The 18,081-nt window shown below is 56.4% G+C and carries 20 protein-coding genes and 2 pseudogenes; 11 read left to right on the top strand and 11 right to left on the bottom strand.

The window, feature by feature from the left end; translation table 11 throughout:
* The 4 genes and pseudogenes from ACP7E0_RS09705 to ACP7E0_RS09690 form a co-directional block, all read left to right on the top strand.
* Window positions 1-372, top strand: a 372-nt coding sequence (locus ACP7E0_RS09705; RefSeq protein WP_426124524.1) for a Hint domain-containing protein, incomplete at its 5' end; no start/stop codon positions are given.
* Window positions 373-1,161: 789 nt separating this feature from the next.
* Window positions 1,162-2,421, top strand: a complete 1,260-nt coding sequence (locus ACP7E0_RS09700) for a DUF763 domain-containing protein (protein WP_426124554.1) — start codon at window positions 1,162-1,164, stop codon at window positions 2,419-2,421.
* A gap of 52 nt (window positions 2,422-2,473) precedes the next feature.
* Window positions 2,474-2,869, top strand: a complete 396-nt coding sequence (locus ACP7E0_RS09695) for a DUF1236 domain-containing protein (RefSeq protein ID WP_426124523.1) — start codon at window positions 2,474-2,476, stop codon at window positions 2,867-2,869.
* Between the two features lie 68 nt (window positions 2,870-2,937).
* A pseudogene (locus ACP7E0_RS09690) lies at window positions 2,938-3,197 on the top strand (SDR family oxidoreductase); the annotation flags it as partial.
* 355 nt (window positions 3,198-3,552) lie between these two features.
* Here the strand turns inward: ACP7E0_RS09690 and ACP7E0_RS09685 are convergent.
* The 10 genes and pseudogenes from ACP7E0_RS09685 to ACP7E0_RS09640 form a co-directional block, all read right to left on the bottom strand.
* A complete protein-coding gene (locus ACP7E0_RS09685; RefSeq protein ID WP_426124522.1) occupies window positions 3,553-4,221 on the bottom strand; it encodes a hypothetical protein in 669 nt (222 codons plus the stop codon).
* 451 nt (window positions 4,222-4,672) lie between these two features.
* Window positions 4,673-5,074, bottom strand: a complete 402-nt coding sequence (locus ACP7E0_RS09680; protein ID WP_426124553.1) for a hypothetical protein — start codon at window positions 5,072-5,074, stop codon at window positions 4,673-4,675.
* A gap of 109 nt (window positions 5,075-5,183) precedes the next feature.
* Window positions 5,184-5,420, bottom strand: coding sequence for a hypothetical protein (locus ACP7E0_RS09675; protein ID WP_426124521.1), 237 nt, complete (start codon window positions 5,418-5,420; stop codon window positions 5,184-5,186).
* Entirely contained in the window at window positions 5,417-5,716 is a 300-nt protein-coding gene (locus ACP7E0_RS09670; RefSeq protein ID WP_426124520.1) for a hypothetical protein, read from the bottom strand. Before ACP7E0_RS09670 ends, ACP7E0_RS09675 begins: the two co-directional genes overlap by 4 nt.
* 91 nt (window positions 5,717-5,807) lie before the next feature.
* Complete coding sequence (locus tag ACP7E0_RS09665; RefSeq protein ID WP_426124519.1) at window positions 5,808-6,134, bottom strand: hypothetical protein; 327 nt, start codon at window positions 6,132-6,134, stop codon at window positions 5,808-5,810.
* 38 nt (window positions 6,135-6,172) lie between these two features.
* Window positions 6,173-6,835, bottom strand: coding sequence for a hypothetical protein (locus ACP7E0_RS09660; RefSeq protein WP_426124517.1), 663 nt, complete (start codon window positions 6,833-6,835; stop codon window positions 6,173-6,175).
* Between the two features lie 71 nt (window positions 6,836-6,906).
* Window positions 6,907-7,095 (bottom strand): annotated as a pseudogene (locus ACP7E0_RS09655) (non-homologous end-joining DNA ligase); the annotation flags it as partial.
* Window positions 7,096-7,254: 159 nt separating this feature from the next.
* Window positions 7,255-7,554 carry a hypothetical protein gene (locus ACP7E0_RS09650; protein WP_426124516.1) on the bottom strand — a complete coding sequence of 100 codons (300 nt, stop codon included), beginning with the start codon at window positions 7,552-7,554 and terminating at the stop codon, window positions 7,255-7,257.
* 763 nt (window positions 7,555-8,317) lie between these two features.
* Complete coding sequence (locus ACP7E0_RS09645) at window positions 8,318-8,647, bottom strand: hypothetical protein (RefSeq protein ID WP_426124514.1); 330 nt, start codon at window positions 8,645-8,647, stop codon at window positions 8,318-8,320.
* Window positions 8,648-8,728: 81 nt separating this feature from the next.
* On the bottom strand, window positions 8,729-9,244 hold the full coding sequence (locus tag ACP7E0_RS09640) for a hypothetical protein (RefSeq protein WP_426124513.1): 516 nt from the start codon (window positions 9,242-9,244) through the stop codon (window positions 8,729-8,731).
* Between the two features lie 907 nt (window positions 9,245-10,151).
* On the opposite strand from ACP7E0_RS09640, the gene ACP7E0_RS09635 reads away from it, so the two are divergent.
* The 7 genes from ACP7E0_RS09635 (at window position 10,152) to ACP7E0_RS09605 (ending at window position 15,466) form a co-directional block, all read left to right on the top strand.
* On the top strand, window positions 10,152-10,289 hold the full coding sequence (locus ACP7E0_RS09635; protein ID WP_426124511.1) for a hypothetical protein: 138 nt from the start codon (window positions 10,152-10,154) through the stop codon (window positions 10,287-10,289).
* A gap of 455 nt (window positions 10,290-10,744) precedes the next feature.
* Window positions 10,745-10,960 (top strand): hypothetical protein, encoded by a 216-nt coding sequence (locus ACP7E0_RS09630; RefSeq protein ID WP_426124510.1) that lies wholly within the window; start codon window positions 10,745-10,747, stop codon window positions 10,958-10,960.
* A 962-nt stretch (window positions 10,961-11,922) separates the two neighbouring features.
* The gene (locus ACP7E0_RS09625; RefSeq protein WP_426124509.1) at window positions 11,923-12,150 is read left to right on the top strand and encodes a hypothetical protein; all 228 of its coding nucleotides are present in this window, start codon (window positions 11,923-11,925) and stop codon (window positions 12,148-12,150) included.
* Window positions 12,151-12,339: 189 nt separating this feature from the next.
* Entirely contained in the window at window positions 12,340-12,657 is a 318-nt protein-coding gene (locus tag ACP7E0_RS09620) for a hypothetical protein (RefSeq protein ID WP_426124508.1), read from the top strand.
* A gap of 814 nt (window positions 12,658-13,471) precedes the next feature.
* Entirely contained in the window at window positions 13,472-13,834 is a 363-nt protein-coding gene (locus ACP7E0_RS09615; protein ID WP_426124507.1) for a hypothetical protein, read from the top strand.
* Between the two features lie 136 nt (window positions 13,835-13,970).
* Complete coding sequence (locus ACP7E0_RS09610) at window positions 13,971-14,315, top strand: hypothetical protein (RefSeq protein WP_426124505.1); 345 nt, start codon at window positions 13,971-13,973, stop codon at window positions 14,313-14,315.
* Window positions 14,316-15,232: 917 nt separating this feature from the next.
* A complete protein-coding gene (locus ACP7E0_RS09605; protein ID WP_426124503.1) occupies window positions 15,233-15,466 on the top strand; it encodes a hypothetical protein in 234 nt (77 codons plus the stop codon).
* Between the two features lie 185 nt (window positions 15,467-15,651).
* Here ACP7E0_RS09605 and ACP7E0_RS09600 read toward each other — a convergent pair whose 3' ends face one another.
* Entirely contained in the window at window positions 15,652-17,646 is a 1,995-nt protein-coding gene (locus ACP7E0_RS09600) for an acyltransferase family protein (protein WP_426124502.1), read from the bottom strand.
* Window positions 17,647-18,081 lie beyond the last annotated feature (435 nt).

Genomic DNA, 18,081 nt, shown 5'->3' with positions numbered 1-18,081 from the left:
CTGATTAGGGTTAAGGACCTAGTCAACGGGACTTCGATTGCGCCTGCGCCTCACCGCGAGACGATCGAATACTATCAGATCGTCCTGGATAGCCATGACGTGATCCTCGCCGAGGGTGTTCCAGCCGAGACGTTCCTTCTCAGGTCCAACAACATAGAGCGCTTCGCCAACTTCCGTGAATTCGCGCGCCTCTATCCGGGCGATCAACATCTTTCCATGGTGCCGTATGCGCCAATTGTCGGGCTGGATTCCGGCCGCGAGCACTTGAAGGCGCTTCTACCTCGCGGCGTCCGTCGAGCCTTCAAGATGCGTGAACCGGTTCGCGCCATCTATGAGCGAATTGCCGCTCGCGCCGGGCAACCGGCCGGTTAAAACCGCGACCAACCAGGACCGCGTCATTGGACGAGCGATGAGCCTCTGGCCCTGTTACCCAAAGGGGTGGCGGGGCCAAGACGCGTTTGTCGCTTCAAGCGCAGCCGCGCGCACCTGCGCAGCAGTGACGGCAAGCAAGCACCGCAGCCACCTTTCACGTCCATGGCAAAATCGAGATCGTGTCGCCGCCGACGTTGCCGACGCTCTCAGGCCGGTTGCAGGCCAATTCGCATTCGTGCTGTACAGCCTCGGCATCATCGGTACCGGCATGCTGTCCATTTCAGTGCTCGCATGCTCGGCGACTTAATGCGTTCGGCGAAAGCCAGGATTGGAGGTGTGGGCTGGAACACCAGCCGTGGGAGGCCTACGGTTTCTATGGCGTGATCACGTCCTCTACGGCTTCTCGGACTGGGCCTCGAGTTCGCACCGATCGATCCAATAAAGGGTCTGTTCTGGAGCGCGGTCATCAACGGGCTTCGTCGCCGCCGATCATGGTGGCGATGGTGATGGTCGCTAGCCGTCACGAAGCGGATGAATGTATTCACCGCACCCAAGACGATGCTGTTGTTCGGGTGGGGAGCCACCGCAGTGATGCCGATTGCTGCCGTCGCAATGATTGCATTCTAGGATCGGAACATCCCGATCGCAGTCGAGCCGATCTGCTTGTTTATAATGGGCCGTTTTTCGCCCAAGACGGAGCGATAAGATAGCTATGTGAAAGAAAGTTGCGCGCGAACCTTGGCGTTGTTCCGCGAAAAATCTATAAAAAACCAGATGGAAGGTGATTGTTTGACACACCGTGCGGGCAGCGCTGATCTTCCATTGCACGGCGGGCGAGTGCCGAAATGGCTCGGTGACCGGATGACACGTCTGGGTGCTGTCATAACAGAGGCGATTGTCCAGCACTATGGGCGCGATGAGTTTCTGCGGAGACTGGCAAGCCCATTCTGGTTTCAGTCCTTTGGCGCCGTCATGGGGATGGACTGGCACTCTTCCGGTATTACCACCAGCGTGATCGGCGCGCTGAAACGAGGTTTGACACCCCTGTCCGGCGAGCTTGGAATTCACGTCTGCGGCGGCCGTGGCGCGCAATCACGGAAAACTCCCAACGAGCTGGCTTCCATTGGCAATCGCGTTGGTATTGACGGGTTGGCGCTGGCCGCCACAAGCCGGCTTGTGGCGAAGGTTGACAGCGCCGCTGTTCAGGATGGTTACGAGCTTTATCTGCATGGTTTTGTCGTCACTGACGACGGTAAATGGGTCGTGGTTCAGCAGGGAATGAACGATGATCGCCGGGAGGCTCGCAGGTATCACTGGCTCTCCGAGGGACTGACCAGCTTTGTCGACTCTCCCCATGCGGCCATCGAGGGCATTGAACGGGGCCAGATCGTCAATCTTGCCGACAGCCGCGCCAAACCGTCACGCGACGGGCAGTTGGACCTGCTTGCTTCGTTAGGACCGGACAGGATCGTGCGCGAAGTCGCAGCGCTCGAAGCGGAATTTGCGCCCAAGAGCATGCCCGCGATCGAGGCGCAGCCGATGTTGCCGCATCTGATCATGCCAGCACATCACGATGTTCGTGAGATCGATGTGAACATGCGGCGCCTGCACGGCAACCTGGCAGCAGCCGCCGAGCGTGGGCCGGTTGATTTCGAGAGTCTGCTCCTGACGCCAGGTGTCGGCGCCAGAACAGTGAAAGCGTTGGCCATGGTCGCGGAGGTGGTCCATGGCGCTCCATATCGTTTTTCTGATCCGGCGCGTTTTTCATTGGCGCACGGCGGAAAAGACCGCCATCCATTTCCTGTGCCCTTGAAGGTCTACGATGAGACAATCAATGTCATGAAGTCTGCGGTGCGAAAGGGCAGGCTTGGGCTGGACGAGGAGTTGCATGCTCTCAGACGGCTCGATGACCAATCCCGACAGCTCGAACGCTACGTTACCGGTCCCGACCTGAAGGAAATCGTGGCCGGGGAGTTCAGTGACTCCTCGCTGTTTGGCGGTCGCAGTGTGTTCGGGTGGGAGCCGCCTAGAAATCCTTACCGGAACTAAAACGAGCCCAAAACATTCTTCTACCGAACCCAATCAAACCAGGGAGAAGATTATGAAACGCAAGATTTTGATCCTATCCACCGCCATTCTCGGAATGATTTCCACAGCGTCTCTGGCTGAGGACAGCACCGCTACCGGTATGGTGGGGGGCGCTGCCACCGGGGCTATCATCGGGGGCCCCGTCGGAGCCGGCGTTGGCGCCATTGTAGGCGCCGTCGCGGGCGCGGCGCTTGAGCCACCGCCGGAACGGGTCATCACCTACGTGCAGCAGCAGCCAGTACAGCAATCAATTGTTGTTCAGCAACCGGTCGTGGTTGGTAAACCTCTCTCACGCGAAATCGTCCTGACGCCGGTCGCCGAAGATCCTCGATACGCTTACACCATCGTTAACGATCAACGCATCATCGTCGATCCGAAGACCTACACGGTGGTTCAGGTCATTCAATAACCGCCGACGTTGATACCAACAGCATGGGCCGGGCGCCCGCCCGACCCCTAGAACACATCAGCCCAGGTGCACAGTGGGCTATGTTCCAGCAGTTTGCCCTAGAGCTCGCTCGGCATCACATCCGCATCAACGCCGTATGCCCCGGCGAGATTGATACCAACATAGAGGCCGACACCTCAGTTCAACACGACGTAACTGCAATCCCTGTCATCTGGTCGTACGGTCAGGTTCCGACCGGCACGGAGTGAGGATGTCGCCGCGATCATCTCATTTCTGGCGTCAGAAGGAACGGCACATCACCGGGGCGCCGATCTGGGTCGATGGCGGGGCAGTGGGTATTGCGATGACCTTGGGTATCGCGAAGTTCCCGCTGAGCGATGGTGCACAGTTCTGGGGACCACGAATTGATTTCATAGTGTCGACCCAGCTATCAGCCTTCGATGTCTCCTTCAGCCAACGACGGAAAGTGAAGGTCTCTATAGACCGGCACACCCGCAAAGGGGGCTTCGCAGTCGGCTTTTGAATTGATGCGAACCCATCACTTCGCGCATGGCGGCCTCACCCCGCTTGCCTTAACCGGCGAGCGGGGACTCTTTGTTTTTGCGCTTGGGCTGACTTTTTCACCAGCGCGGTCAATCCTTCCCAACCGCGCGGCTCCACATCGATCCTACTGGAGGTCCAGCTCAAGCTATTGCATGAAAGTAGGGATCGATGCGCATCTTGGGGGTGCGAACCGGCAGGCGACCATCGAGGCGAATGGCAAAGATCAGCGCATGCGATAACAAAATGGCAATGGCGAGAAATGCCGCATAGACCATCAGGACCGTAGCCATCGGAACGACGAAGTTGAGTTGCGGCAAGGCACCCAGCATCATCGGCACGTACCAGGACGTGGCGGACACAGCGCCGGAAACGAGAAAAGCGCTGCGCTGCGTCGAAGTCATTCCGTCCATCAGCGACCGACCCACCTGTTCCTTGATCTTCGGGAGGATGATCGAATGGATAAACATGCCGTTGATAGTAAGGATGAGAACGATCGTTATCTTCGCCCAGACCTTCTCATTGCCGAGCTTTGCAGGGTCGAAATAGCCGTAGTAGATCAGGAATCCAATTCCTGATGCCCACAGCATCATCAGACCCACGTTGACGATGCTGGATCCGAACTGAAACACGGTCCAGTGTTCTTTAGAGATTTTCCCCTTCAGCAAAAACCGAACGATCAGAAGATCAAGTACAGTAGCCGCCCCCAGCCCCAGTGCGAGCCCTAGAAAATGTACTATTCTCAACGCCGACTTTAGTGTCGTTGCGGGCTCTTGGCTGAGTGTGACGAATAAGATATTCAAATCAATCATACTGCACCTCTTATTTAGTAAGTAGCACACATATCCCTTGCGGCAGACCGGATCCGGCCGCAACTCAAATACTTTTGTTTTTCAGGGATGACGGAGAATTAACACCGAACAATCTAACCGCATCATGTCCTGACTACATGTGCACTACGGGATTTACCCGTGCCCGCTTTTTGATCTATTTGCGGAATGGGCCGAAAAGGGGGCATTTGGGTGGTGAAAAAGGGGCCGCGCCCTGATATATTATTACATTCTAATAAACTCAGATATTTAGCTGGGTACCAAAAGTCATTTTTTGATCACCGACCTGTGAATTTCCGTGATTATGTGCTTGGTTCCATCCCGTCCCCCCATAAAATCTGTTGCAGCGCGTCCGAGATATCGAATCACACGCTCTAGGTGTACATGCAGAATATCGATAAGGTCTGCCCTAAGCTCGTCGCAACGGCTCACATCAATCCTGCGCGATCTGCATTCGAATGTGACGCGGCGGATCTGCAGTGCGATGGTGCCGGCGAACCACGCCGCCCCACATGCAGCCCTTGCTCATAATCGCCGAGATGATCGCGTTGACCTTGCCCTTGGACACCGCGACTTGTCCTTCTTTATCGCCGCCGAAGGTGCTGGACGCCGGTATACCGATAAGGAACACACCAACGGCGTCTCCAGTCGCGGCCTGATTTTGCTGCTTCGACAATGCGGCGAGGGTGTTCTGTTCCTTGAGTAGTTCCTGCACGAGGGCAGGGCACCCAAGATTTGTATAAGCTGCCATCAGAATATCGACAGGAACAATCGCGTCTGGACGCTTTGCGCACCCCGAAGCAGCCAGCGCGAGCGCCAGCGCGGTAACAATTATTTCCCCTGGATGGACGTCCCCACGTCCTAAGGGAGCAACGTGACAGGTTGCACGTTGGAGTCAATCCGCTTCGCCCAGACTGCTGTACCAAATTTGGGTGCGGCTTGGCTCAATCGATAACCTCAGTCTCGCCATCAAGCTTGGTCCACGTAAGCGACCATTCGTCCATGCTGCCTTCGTCATTCGAGTAGGTGCCGCGGTCCGGCATCAACTGGTCAGGCTGCATGAACAGCGCGGTATCTGGCAAGTCCATGACGCGCAAAACATCCTGCAACTCTGGCAGGGTAGTGACCTCCTCCATATCCGGCCGACCGGGCACCGATATTGTCCACGCATAAAAGGTCATGGTTTTTCCCTCTCCGCCACATAGGCTTTGACAAGCCGATCCGCCGATGGAAACGCGCCAAAGTCGTTGGCATCGCCGCTGTCTGCCGGCGGCGGGTCTTCTGCTGGGGCGGGGTCGTCATCATACGCGATGCGGAGGTTCCTCAATACCTCTTCCATGGCGGTGATCGTCTCAAGAGTAGTCCAGCCGTGCATGTTCGCCCGGTCAATGATGACCTGTACCGGGCCCTCAACTTCTTCCTGGCAGACCAGAAGGCGGTCCTCATGAGAGACCGGATATTTCGGCGTGTTGATCATCGTGGCTCCTCCATTTCGGTGGAAACCGGACCAAGGTCGAATAGTTCCCCTTGGTGGCGGCTGATCAGTCAACATGCCGGCCGAGACTAGCCTATTCTTCCAACTTCCATGCCGCTTCTATCGCCCGGGTCGTTTTTGTACGTTCTACGGCCCGCCGGGTTCTCACGTCCCGGATCTCCGGAAATTGCTCGCGTATTTCCTCCATCAACACCGTGTCGTCGCTGGAAAGTCCCGTCTTGTCTCTCGATAGCAGCAAAGCGGCATAGCGCTCTTGGACTTCTTTGATGCTGATGTCGCCTGCGATCCACTCCTCGATCCACGCAAGGAAGGCAGGATCGCGCTCTGAACGGAGGCCGTGTTCGAGCTTGTGAGCGACCGACTTTTCCCATCGCTCCCTTCGTTCCACTGGTGTTGACATGGCCGAATCCCCTCGCTTCTCAGCCGGTGATATCGCGATCAGTCAATTTCGTAAATGTCAGATGCCTCCGTCTTGGCTCGAAGCCCTTTGAATGACGCGTGCCTCAGCTTCCCATCGTTCGTCCATGCGAAAAACTCGATTTCGGCAATCACTTCCGGTCGGGCGTAGACGATGCCTTTCCCCTTGATACGGACCGGCGGATGCTCGATCGACATCAAATCGAGCTGCTGTTTCAGACTGCGGGCAACCTTATCCCTGAATCCGGTCCCGACAGAACCGATATAGACAAGGGCGTCACCCTTGCGGGCGGCCAGCAAGAGGCTGGCGATAGCGCCTGGCATCGTCGTGGATGGTTCGTATCCAACGACGACAAAGCCCTCGCTCTGGACGCATTTTATCTTCAACCAGTCGCCGGTCCGGCCTGATCGATACGGACGGTGGCGATGCTTTGCGATGATGCCTTCAAGGCCGTGCTCGCAGGCGGTCCGGAGGAGGACGTCTCCGTCAGCTTCAATCTCATCGGAAAGTCGGATCGCTCCGCCTTTGTCCGTCAACACACTTTCGAGCAACATTCGGCGCTCGGCCTGATCCATGCGCGGGATATCGTGGCCATCAAGGTCGAGCAGGTCAAAGATATAGTAGTTTGCCGCCCGGCATTTCTCTTTCCTCCCCGCCCGCCCAGCGGGTTCTGCAGCGCCCACAAATCTGGCCGGCCCTGGTCATCAAGAACGACCGATTCCCCATCCAAAATCATTGTTGTTGTGCCAAGGTCCTTCGCGGCCTGCTCAATCACCGAGAACCGCGTCGCCCAGTCGTGCCCGCCTCGGGTCAGAACCCGGACCTTCGTCGGCTCGACATGAATAGAAAGCCCGTACCCATCCCATTTGATTTCAAATGCCCACTCGTCGCTTCGGCGCTTGGATGCCAGAAAGCGCCCGGCAGGGCTCGATCCGGTCGGCATTGGGTCGAAGGGGAGGCGAGGCTGAGGGGGATCGCGCGCGGCCGGCGCCCGGCGCCCGGCTCTTCAGCGGCTGATCGGGTTCGGTTCGCAGGCCAATGGACTTCGGGGGACGTTTTGCCATCCCGATATTGCGCCACAAGAATATGAGTGATTGCGCCCTCAGTTGCGCGGTGTCATCACCCGCAAACACAGCTCCCAGCGTTCCTCAACCTTCTGCGTTGCCAGGCGGGCAGTGTCCGCGTAGCCGGAGTTTGGCATCGGCGGCGTGCCCTTGTGGGTTCGAGGGTACCAGCTAGCCCAATGCCATTTGCCCTTAGTGGGTCCGTGCAGTTCTTTACGAATGCGTCCGATCGGCAGCCCGCCGTCCGTCCCCATCCAGTCCGTTTCCCTTGGGGGGTCGTTCTCGTCTAGCTCGGTGCGGTGCCATTTATATTTGGGCTGGTATTCGTGGTCGGCCATTTTTACTTGCGCGCGCATCCTGTGGATAGGCGGTGGATAGTCCAGTAATGTTTCTTCGATTGTTCCGTTTATGTGCTCATCCAAGCAAGAGTCAAGCAGGCCAACCTAGCATTTGGAAGAGAGGGCCTATGAACAGCGTCAACGCGACGCGGAGCAGCCGGCTTCCGTGCCGCCCGCCTTGGCGACGGGAGTAAGTAGCATTTTGATGGAAAGCGATCAACCTTTAGGGGAACTTCCTGTTTTCGTTGGCATCAAAAAAGCCGCCATCCGTTGCCAGATGGCGGCGCAATATGGCTCACAATAAAAACCTGCAATATGGTAATGCCTGCCTCTTTTCCCAAGAGTGCTCTCACACCACTGCTAATTGAGAGTTTTTGCAAGTTCCATTTCTGGGGGTATTGTTCGTTTTACAAGAGGTCAGGGCGCTCACGCCACACACGAGTCATGAATCCGAGTTCTCGCTTATCCATTTTTCATATTGATCCTCTGGCAAATTTGGAGTCAGCCAGCTGAGCTCAGCTCAGCTCAGCTCAGCTCAGCTCAGCTCAGCTCAGCTCAGCTCAGCTCATCTCATCGAGCCGAGCGTCGATCGCGCGCTTGTGGTTCCTGGGATCGCCGACGGAATCTTATGTGGACCCACATGCTGAACGTCATACCGCAATGGTCAGCCGCTTGCGGTTGGTGACCGCAAATCGAAAGGAATGCCGGGCTCTGGCGTGGTTAAGCATCACGTGTCATTTCGGAGTGTCAGGGACCATCGCAGTCAGTCAAACTTTAGATCTGAGGCCCTTGCCTGGTCTGCCTTCTTCGACCACTCCAGCATGGTTGCCGTAAGACCCTTGAGATGCGAAGTGTCTTCCACGTCGCGGAAGATCAAGCACCAGTAGTAATTCTTCCTATGTGGTTCGTATATCCAGTGCCGCTCCACGATCTGTATGGTGTAGAATAAACCGTCGCTTTCGATTTGGGTGAAAAAGTCGCCGGGTGCTGCGATTGTTCCTTCGACCGGTATGTATTCAATATCGGTCAGAGTGACGGTGCCATCGTCGTATAGACGAACAAACCGGACCTCTTCCTGCTCCACGTGGCTCATTCCTGAACATCCTCGTCTTACGCGTTTAACGCGTCCTATGCGCAGATGTTCCGTGATGTCTGGGTTGCCACATCCCGGCTTTCATTCCCGAGTAACCTTCATTGATCCGGCTTCGATCGAAATGCAGCGCGAAGCTTGTCCAGTGCGGAGTTCAGCTCGACGACATCCGGGGGCAGGGGCTTCGTGCGTTCGTCTGCGGAAAAGGAACTCAGCAATTTTAGCTTGGTCATCTATCTCTAACGTAGCCGACGGTCGAAGCAACCTAGCGCCGCTTGCCTCTGGCCAGTCATTGTTACGTGAAATCTCTTCGCCGCCGGCGTCGGTGACGGTCCAGGTTCGATCGCCTTGACTATCGCGAGGCCCTTCAGTCAGTGCGCCTTTCTCCGGTAACTGCTCCATGGTGGGATCTTTTGCCCCTACAATTTCGGCGCTGGTCCGTACGTGAGGACGCTCGACCATGTATTGCAGCGTGGAAAGGCAACGCGAATTGAGCCCCATCTGTAGCTTGCGCTCGTTTCGCTTTTCTCGCTGTGAGCGCCAGGCCTCGGGGTTTTCCTTGCCATCTTCCTGGCTCGACTGCACATAACTCCTGTCCATGGCCAAATACTGATTGTACCACTTGAGCACCAAAGGAACTGGCCGGCCTCCGTGAAGCGTCGATCTTCGGAAAGCCTCGCGCCGCCAAGATGACCAAGGGCTCCACGCCTCCACTGCGCGGCATTCGCCTTACCGACAATGGCTATGTCTTGGTCCGTCGCGAACCTTGGCAGCTTCGAAAGGAGATCGTTCACGATGGTCGATCTCGCAGCCGGACGCCGGGGCCGTTACCGTTAGCGTCGATAAAAATAACCCCTGCCGCTTCGAGGGCTGCTTGAAGTGCCAACAAAGTGACTTCCCTAGGAGCGCGCGCCCCTCGCTCGAAGTCAACGATTGTCCTCAGGCCGACCCTGGAGGCTTCCACAAGCTGTTCCCGCGACCAGTCAAGCAGCGCGCGCCCAGCGCGGCTCTGGTGTGAAGTAATCATAAAATGCCCCCAATTGCACGTTTTAGCTGCATCGAAAGTGCGATGCCGCATGTTTCATGCATACTACGAAGCGCCGCACGATAGCAACAGAGAACGCCCCCAGATGGGCACCACCGCACCACCCCGCACGCCAACCGAAAGAATAGCGCTGCCAAGAAGATTGGTTCCGAGAAGAGGGGCGAGGGTCTTAGCCGCCACCCTGAAGGCGCTGCGAAACGCACCCGCCACATTGTTTTCATCCTGCGATCTCATTGATTTCGATGTCGGATACTCATCTCGATATCCGGACGTGTGGCCACGTCGATGCCGCGGTCTACGATGGACTCCCACACTACCTCGCCGTGACCTTAGGCGACCTGCTCAAGCTCCTCATCGTCAGCATTGAGCGCATGGAGGCCGACGACGTTGCGATGTACCGTCGCCTACTGACCTCGACTCGCCGAGTGACGTTGGGCAGGCGGAACGTCTGGAGGTGACAGCATGAACGCCGCAGTCGACAGCACTGTAGTTGCTAAAGCGAAACTGTATCACCTATTTTCACAGCTCGACGAGCCGCAAAGGGAGAAGGCGCGGGAAGTGCTTCGCCGCCTGTCCAGTAGCCAATCCCAGTCCAATTAAGGTTTCCGCCTGCCGTTCCGCGTGTCCGGCCGGTTTCCCTGTCGCAGCTCCTCAGGCCGACGGGGCTTTTACAAGGCCGTTTCACCAGCCGCAGAGGCGATTGTCACCACGCTCAAGGGCGCCCGAGAGGGAGCAGTCGCAAGCCGTCATCCTCACGCGTGGCGGCTTTTTTTGCTGTTGGCCGGGAACCAAAACCACATGCACGGAGTTCAATGCACGGAGCATTCGCGTCCGTAAAAGGAATTCAATGAAAAAAATTATACAGACACTGGGCGCCGCTGCAATTGCGGTAGTCCTCGGCATGACGACGCTGACAGCGACGGCTGCCCCAATTGCACCAGCTGGTGCTCAAGTCACTTCAAACGTCGAGATGGCTCAGTATCGCCACAGTGACGATGACAAGCCGCGCTGGAAGAAGCGCCAGGAGCGTCGTCATGATCGCATGGAGCGTCGTCATGACCGCCGCCATGATCGCGCTGAGCGTCGCCAAGAGCGGCGCGGGTATTGGAACGGACACCGCGGCTACCGCGAGTATCGCCGTGGTTATCGTCGCCACACGGATGGCTACTACTACTCGCCTGACGTTTTCCGGATCATCATCCGCTAACCGCTTGGCCGTCATCCGTAAGGGTGGCGGCTATTTTGTTGGAAATGAAGTTCATGTGAGCTAAAACGAGCTCATGTCCGATCAGTGGCCCATCTTCGTCTTGCAGTGCATCGCGGTACTGGGCCTTGTCGGTGCTTTGTTTATACCAGGAGACGGGGATTAACGTCTCCAGTGGCTATCGGGGCAGCATGTATTCAATAGTCAAAGACGCGCCTTGCCCTTGCGGGGCGCTGAGACAACGCGATCTCCATCCCTCTGCTCCCGATACATTGCGTCACAACATGTTGGCATACTATGATTTCGGCTAGGATATCCGCCCACCTCACGATGAACCTCGCCGGAGTTTATTTTCACGGAGTCCGCTCCAAGCTTTTCGGCCTCTGTCATCCGGCGCGCGATCTCGGTGGCAAATGTGGCTATTTCCATTAAGGCTCCAGTGAAAACGCCGCACGGTTAATTTCCGTGCGGACTGCTTCTTTGCTTGCCGCCTGGCTTGCCGGATGCGGCTCTTGCGCCACACCGGGACCCGTCACTGGCACTATCGGACGGCACGTCGCATGACGCAGAAGCTATATTCGAAATCGACATAAAAACAAATAACGCGACACCCAACAATTTCATAGTAATTCCTACCGGCCTAAATTGGCCGTCGCTGCCACCGCGCTATTTAAACGGATAATGCAACAAATAATTGTCGCAATGCGGGCGCCCCGCGCTGGCGAAAGCGTACCGGTCGAGCCCTAATTCGGGACCGATAGCCACGGCTTTTTCGGCTTCGCTTCGCTCAGTGGCAGGACTTTGAACGGCGCATTTCGCATCTCCTCGGAACAAGAGTACCCCGTAGGGGGTTCTGGGTGTTCAAAGGAGGATGGGATGACAGACACGCCAAAACCGCCGCCCGATGCAGAACGGCCGCCGGCAGAGGCGCCGAACCCGATACCCGCAGACAAAGACGAGCCGCCCAAGAAAATCTAGGACTCGATCGGCGGGTATTTTACAGCCCTCCAAATCGCAGGAGAACGCCGTATGAGCATTCCGCCAGTCACGCCGGTCCCCGGTGCTGACCCTGTGCCAGGCATCTGTGAGCCTCTGCCCGTAGCGGTAAAGGAACCTGATCCCGACAAGCTGCCCGATGAAGAGCCAGTCCCGAATCCCGATGAGAACCCCGATCCGCTGCAACACGCCGCGCCGTATCTGCGTTCGCCAAGTTGGGGCATGCTCTGCCACGGCGTTAAAATCCATTCGGCTGAGTGAGGTGACTTCGGTTGGCCAGTTACGGCTTTGCGAACCTTAGCCAGCAGTAGGGGCGACCACTAGTCCGCTTACCGCTGCCGGATTACCGGCCCTTCGACCGGCGCCGCAATTGATTTGACAGTAGGAAGATCCGGGCGTGGAATCACCTGAGCGTGTGCTTTTTCGCATCGCTGTTAAAGGGTGGAAGTTATGGAAGACATGAATCGTAGGTCCGCGATGGCACTCGGTTTGACAGGCCGCAGCTATGCCCTAATTACTCTTGGAACGTCGGCCGTGGCGGCGATGTATGGCGCTGAGGACGGTAAAGAATTTCATCCGGGAGTTCGCGTTGTAATGCTGGGAAAACAGGAATCCATGATCCCCGCCTACAAGCAAATTCAGCTGTCGGACACCGTCTTCCAAGCGGGATCGACATGGCCAAATGAAGCGATGGTCAACGACATGGTTTGCACCGTCATCGAAGGAGAGCTGGAGATCACCCACCTCCTGTCCATGCCGAAATACTGATTGTACCACTTGAGCACCAAAGGAACTGGCCGGCCTCCGTGAAGCGCGTCGATCTTCGGAAAGCCTCGCGCCTCCAGGATGACAAGGGCTCCACGCCTCCACTGGGCCGCATTCGCCTTAGCTACGATGGCGCAATTTCCTGGTAGCATGTAGATCTCCCTATCCGTGTTCGCGGAACCTACCAGACGCGCGCCAGCCCTAAACAACATGGAAAACGAGGTCTGCGCCGTCGCTAACTACGCCACCGTCTGCCTCGATTACGTGTCTAGCATCACAGTATCGCTCGCGAGATCGGGAAAATTGGCACATCGGGAAGCGGACGCAGATTGTCGCATTCTGCATACCACCAGCGAGGCCGCCTTGCTCTTGCAGGCTAAATATTATGAAGCTCTCGAGGCCGACTTCGCCGCCAGAGCCTCCACCGACTTACAGTTTTTTGCCGAGTTCCGCTTAGCCGCATGGGCGTCGAGCTCGGCCTTTTTATCCGGCGCTGCGTGCGGCGTCGCGAGAGGCGAGCCTCGCGTGAACACGGGGCTCACCGGCCCGTCTCACCTTCGGGGGCAGGTTTAGTTTCCGGCGGCTTCCTGGCGGCCACCGTCGCACTACTCATGGCGACGGGCTTTTACAAGGCGGTCTCACCAGACGCAGTACGATCGGTCACCACCTCGGCGCACCAGCGCAGCCGATCGCAAGCCCTCATCCTTACCGGGTGGCGGCTTTTCCACGCGAATTTCAAAAGCTTACATGAACGGCAGGTTCAGATCGGGTTCATAGTCTCAGGCGCATGGTGGATCATTACCTAGAAAGGATGACCATGAGAAAGATAATCCAGACCATCGGCGCCGCTGCAATAGCAATTGTGGTCGGCCTCACAGCCTTCACACCAGTGTCAGCTGCTCCATTCGCTCCCGCAAAGGCTCAAGTGACGTCTGACGTGCAAGCCGTCCAGTATCGTCACAATGACGATGACAAGCCGCGGTGGAAGAAGCGCCAGGAGCGTCGTCATGATCGTGTAGAGCGCCGTCACGATCGCCGCCATGACCGTGCCGAACGACGCAAAGAGCGCCGCGGGTATTGGAACGGACACCGCGGCTATCGCGAGTACCGCCGTGGCTATCGTCGCCACACTGATGGCTACTACTATTCACAGGATGTGTTCCAAATCTTCATCCGATAATTGGAACCATTGGGTCTGGAAAAGCCGTCATCCTCTGGGTGGCGGCTTTTTTATTGCCACGCAAAAACAGCCGCCCGTGCATCCTTTTGCCAGTACCCGCGTTGTTTGATCACGATCAAACAGGGACAGTGGCATCATGCGCAGCAGAAAATCGGGAAAATGGAACCTCGGGGCGAATGAAAATGAGCTGGAGAGATATTTCGAAGGGTTAGAGAGCGAGGAGCTTGATGGCGACGATGCTCAGTCAGAACCTTCCAGCCAAGCCACAGTTGGCCTGTCCACCGCTGAAGAAATTCGCCGGCTTACCGCCTATGTCGCCCATCTCCGAGAGAGAGTGTCGGATCTCCAAGAGATGCCGGCACCAACATCAGCACAGCGACCGCTTTCCAATTCTGCGGCAGCGATTGTTGGTATGATGGTAATGGTCGGAGTCGCATCTATTTTGCGTATAACCGCGCGGCGTTTGTCGCGATTTGGATAGGCTGGGCCTACAGGTTGCCAAAAAAATGCCGCAGCACCAGCCGCGGCATTTGGATATTTAGTTATGCCGCCGCCAAACGGCCTTTTCAACGAAGGCCGAAGAACGATAAGACTGCGATGACAATGACGACGAGTCCTACGATATAGACAATGCCATTCATGACGGGTTCCTTTCTTTCTGAACTTGCAGAACGCGAAGCTAGGTCCTTGGTTCCTTGTGGTAGCGTCCAGGGGCGATGGCGACCGCCAATTCCACAGGTTCACTGATGAGAAAGAAAAAGCCACAGTGCAGTTTCGGGCCGCGGTGTGGCAAGGCGGGATATCGTGTCAAGGATCATCCGCGTATATGATGACAGTTGAATATATTGTTTTCAAGTGAGAAAGCTTCAGACCGGCCCGCACGCCCGCCTTTTCCGCAGTCTCGGATATTTTCAAGTGAGAATCCTTGATTTGAAACCCGCCCTCCGAAACGGGGGCGGGGCGGTAAGCTTGTGGCGGATTTCGACCTCGAGCTCTCCAGGGACATACGTCTCCTTGATCTGAGGTTGATGGAGGCGCCCAATGGCAAGCGCTTGATTTATGGCGCCAATGCAAATGGTGGTCGGAGGAACGCCACGTTCTCTCCCGCCATGGTACAAGCCATCACCGCAGCCGCAGTACAACAACTCAAGGGACACGTAACAGCCTATGAGCAACGCCGTATATCTTGATCCCCCGATGATCGCGTCCGCGTTAAAGCCCATGGCAATCAAATCGCAGCGCCCGCGCCAGGGCACTCCCATAGGTGTTTCAGTGCGTCAACGCGGCACTCGGTACCTTGTCCAATGAGCTCCGTAACAGTGGCAAGACACAGTAGTGGCCGGTCGTGGGGGCGGCCCTCAGCGTCGGGGTTACTATCCTTGCCTGGGCTTCACGGCCTTGCAGCCAATCAAGGACAACAATGCTCGACTTGAGAGCGCGCTTGTGCGGATGACCGAATCGTCGGTTTCTCAAAAAGAAATGGAGTGGCGAACTGCCAGCAGTGCCGAAGAGCGCGCCCGGACGGAAGTAGCTGTATCGGATCTGCGCGCCTCTCAGGTTCCTCGAAAGGAACTGGAGCGGGTTTGGGCTGCCGAAGCAGCAGCACCTGTCAAAAGCAGATCGATGAGCTGAAAAAGGGCAGGCCTCAACCTACAGCGCCCGTGACATCCTGCTCGACCTGAAGGAAAACCAACAGCGGCTTGATCGCGAGCTCTCCCGCCTGTCGGTCAATCGGGCAACATCGATGGGACAGTGACCCAGTAATCGTTTATCGGTGGCCGCCATCGCCATGAATAGGCATGGTGCTGCGTGCAATTCTATTGTTTCAGCGACAGCACCGCGCCGGGGCTTAACTGGCAGATGCCGCGAGGCTCAGATGTCCCTGAATCCCACCCTACTTCCGCGGCGGTGACAAAAGCATCGAAGAAAGTGAGCTTTTGTCCAAGCCAAATGGAGCCTCGCCGAGAAAGGTGACCATCGTCGAAATAGACGGGAACCTGCTCGTCCATCACTGAGCAGCTTGTATCGTTGCACAGATATTTCTCCAGAGAAACTACCGGGAATTGGCGTGATACATCGGTCATCACTTTCGTAACAAGCTCGTCGAATGTACGTTGCTCTTCGCGTGGTAGCCGGCACATCTCATTCGAGATTTTGAATAGCCGAGTCCTGGAGAGGCAGAGGCCGATGTCTCTACCAATTCGCGGTGGCGGCGCGAAAACAACCGGCTTCAAGCCTTGAGCTCGCAGCCAATTGAGGGTTTTTAATATCTCTGCCAGAACACGTTGATAATCGGCTTTGATGATCTGACCGTCGCCCGTCATCAGTGCGTAGTCGCGAAGGTAATTTCGGAACTGAGATCCGAGCACCACGTATCGCAACGAGTGCGTGGATGAGAGATAAGACTTCACTTCTTCATTGTGGCGCAAGCAGTCTAGTGGCCAGAGCTTCGGCATATCTGTCGCGGCTATGGCTACGCCAGACATAAACCCGCAACTGCTCATATTGAGTTGCACCAAACCTGCGCCGTCTGCCGGCATAGAAGCAACAATCCCATCCACAAGGTGCATAGCAAAAGAATCCCCCCAAACAGCCATGACTGGGGCCGGGGTCGTTGCGCATCTTGGGATGATTTGCCCGTCGCACGCATCATCAATACCGATGCTTGGTTCGCGAAGTGCCGCCAATTCGGGATCGCGACCGGGAAACCCGTTCGTCGCGGCTATGGTGATCCCAATTGCGATTAGAATGCCGGCCATCACTCCAGAAAATGCGACGACGGCGCGAGCTTCGATCCAAGTCCGCTTGCGAAACGGCTTCTCGATGAGGAAATACGAGCCGATCGCGAGACTAAACGTGAGCGCTATCAGGGGGATATAGCCGAAAGAGGGAATGTCCCCGATAGATCGCAGTCGGGCAAAAGCAAAGACTGGCTGGTGCCAGAGGTAAAGGCTGTAACTGATCAGTCCAATGCCCACGAGCGGACGAAACCCAAGAAGGCGACCCGCAAGATTATCTGAAGAGGCGAACGCAATTACCAGAAGCGTGGCAATGCAGGGGATCAGGGTAATCGGCCCAGGATAGCTCTCGGTTGACGTTACCAAGAAAGAACAGCTGATTATGGCGGCAAGGCCGAGTAGAGCGAGCCATGATTTCACTCGGTTCGATAGGGAGAATTTCTCAATCCCGTAGATAGCCAAAAGGGCACCGCCAGCTAGCTCCCAAAGACGGGTGAATGGGAGATAGAAGTTGCCGACAGGATCGAAGCGAGAGAATGGGAATGTGAGGCCGAAACTCAGCAAGGCCATGGCTCCTACGACCAAGGACATTGTCAGCTTCGATCGTTTCCGCAATGCCCAGAGCAAAGGCGGGAATACTAGATAGAATTGCTCCTCCACCGATAGTGACCATGTGTGAAGAAGCGGCTTCAGTTCGTTCTTCGGCGCGAAATAGCTGACGTCATCCCAGAGCTCAAAATTGGATACCATTAGCAACGAGTGGAATAAGCTTTTCCCAAATCCCTTGAATTCAGGTGGAAGCATCCACATCGCCGCGAAAGGAATACAGGCCAGGCAAACGAGGAGCATTGCAGGCGCGATACGCCGAATTCGTCGCTCGTAGAAGCGAATGATGCTAAATCGCCCATTCGCCAAGTCTTCCGTAATGATTCCGGTGATCAGGTAGCCACTAATCACGAAAAATACATCAACTCCGATGAACCCGCCCGGCATGATCCCAATGTTCGCGTGGAATAGGATCACCGGAAGTACGGCGACCGCTCTCAAGCCATCGATTTCGGGTCTGTAACGCACCGGCGCCTCTGCGAGCAACTATAATTTGCCGAAGACAAGGGCGCACTCACTCTGTGAGTGGCGCGGTGTTCAGTCCGGACCACCGCTCCTGTATGGACTAAGCTGGGGGAATGCAACCGTTGGAGGCGAGTACGTATCGCTTGTCGAGTGAAAACGCATGAAAACGCGTCGGCATTAGCGGCTCGATCGCGCTCGCTGGCCTGACGATTGGGGGCATCGTCGCGTACATGAGCAACCCGGCAAAATTAGCAACCTAGGGCAACTCGAAGCCATAGGCGGATTAACGGTAAACGGTCGGTGACAGGATTGATTGTGGAGTAAAGTAGTGGTTCCTTAAAGACGCTCATCTGAGGAGCAATCGAAGGGTCCTTTGCTTGGTAGGAAGCCTTCCGAAGCCGCCATCCTTGGGCTCAAGGGTGGCGGTTTGGCCGTCGA

The sequence above is a fragment of the Pararhizobium sp. PWRC1-1 genome (assembly GCF_049897905.1).
Lineage (GTDB): Bacteria > Pseudomonadota > Alphaproteobacteria > Rhizobiales > Rhizobiaceae > Pararhizobium.
Note: the sequence above shows the minus strand (reverse complement) of the source record. Positions and strands in the feature narration are given on the sequence as shown.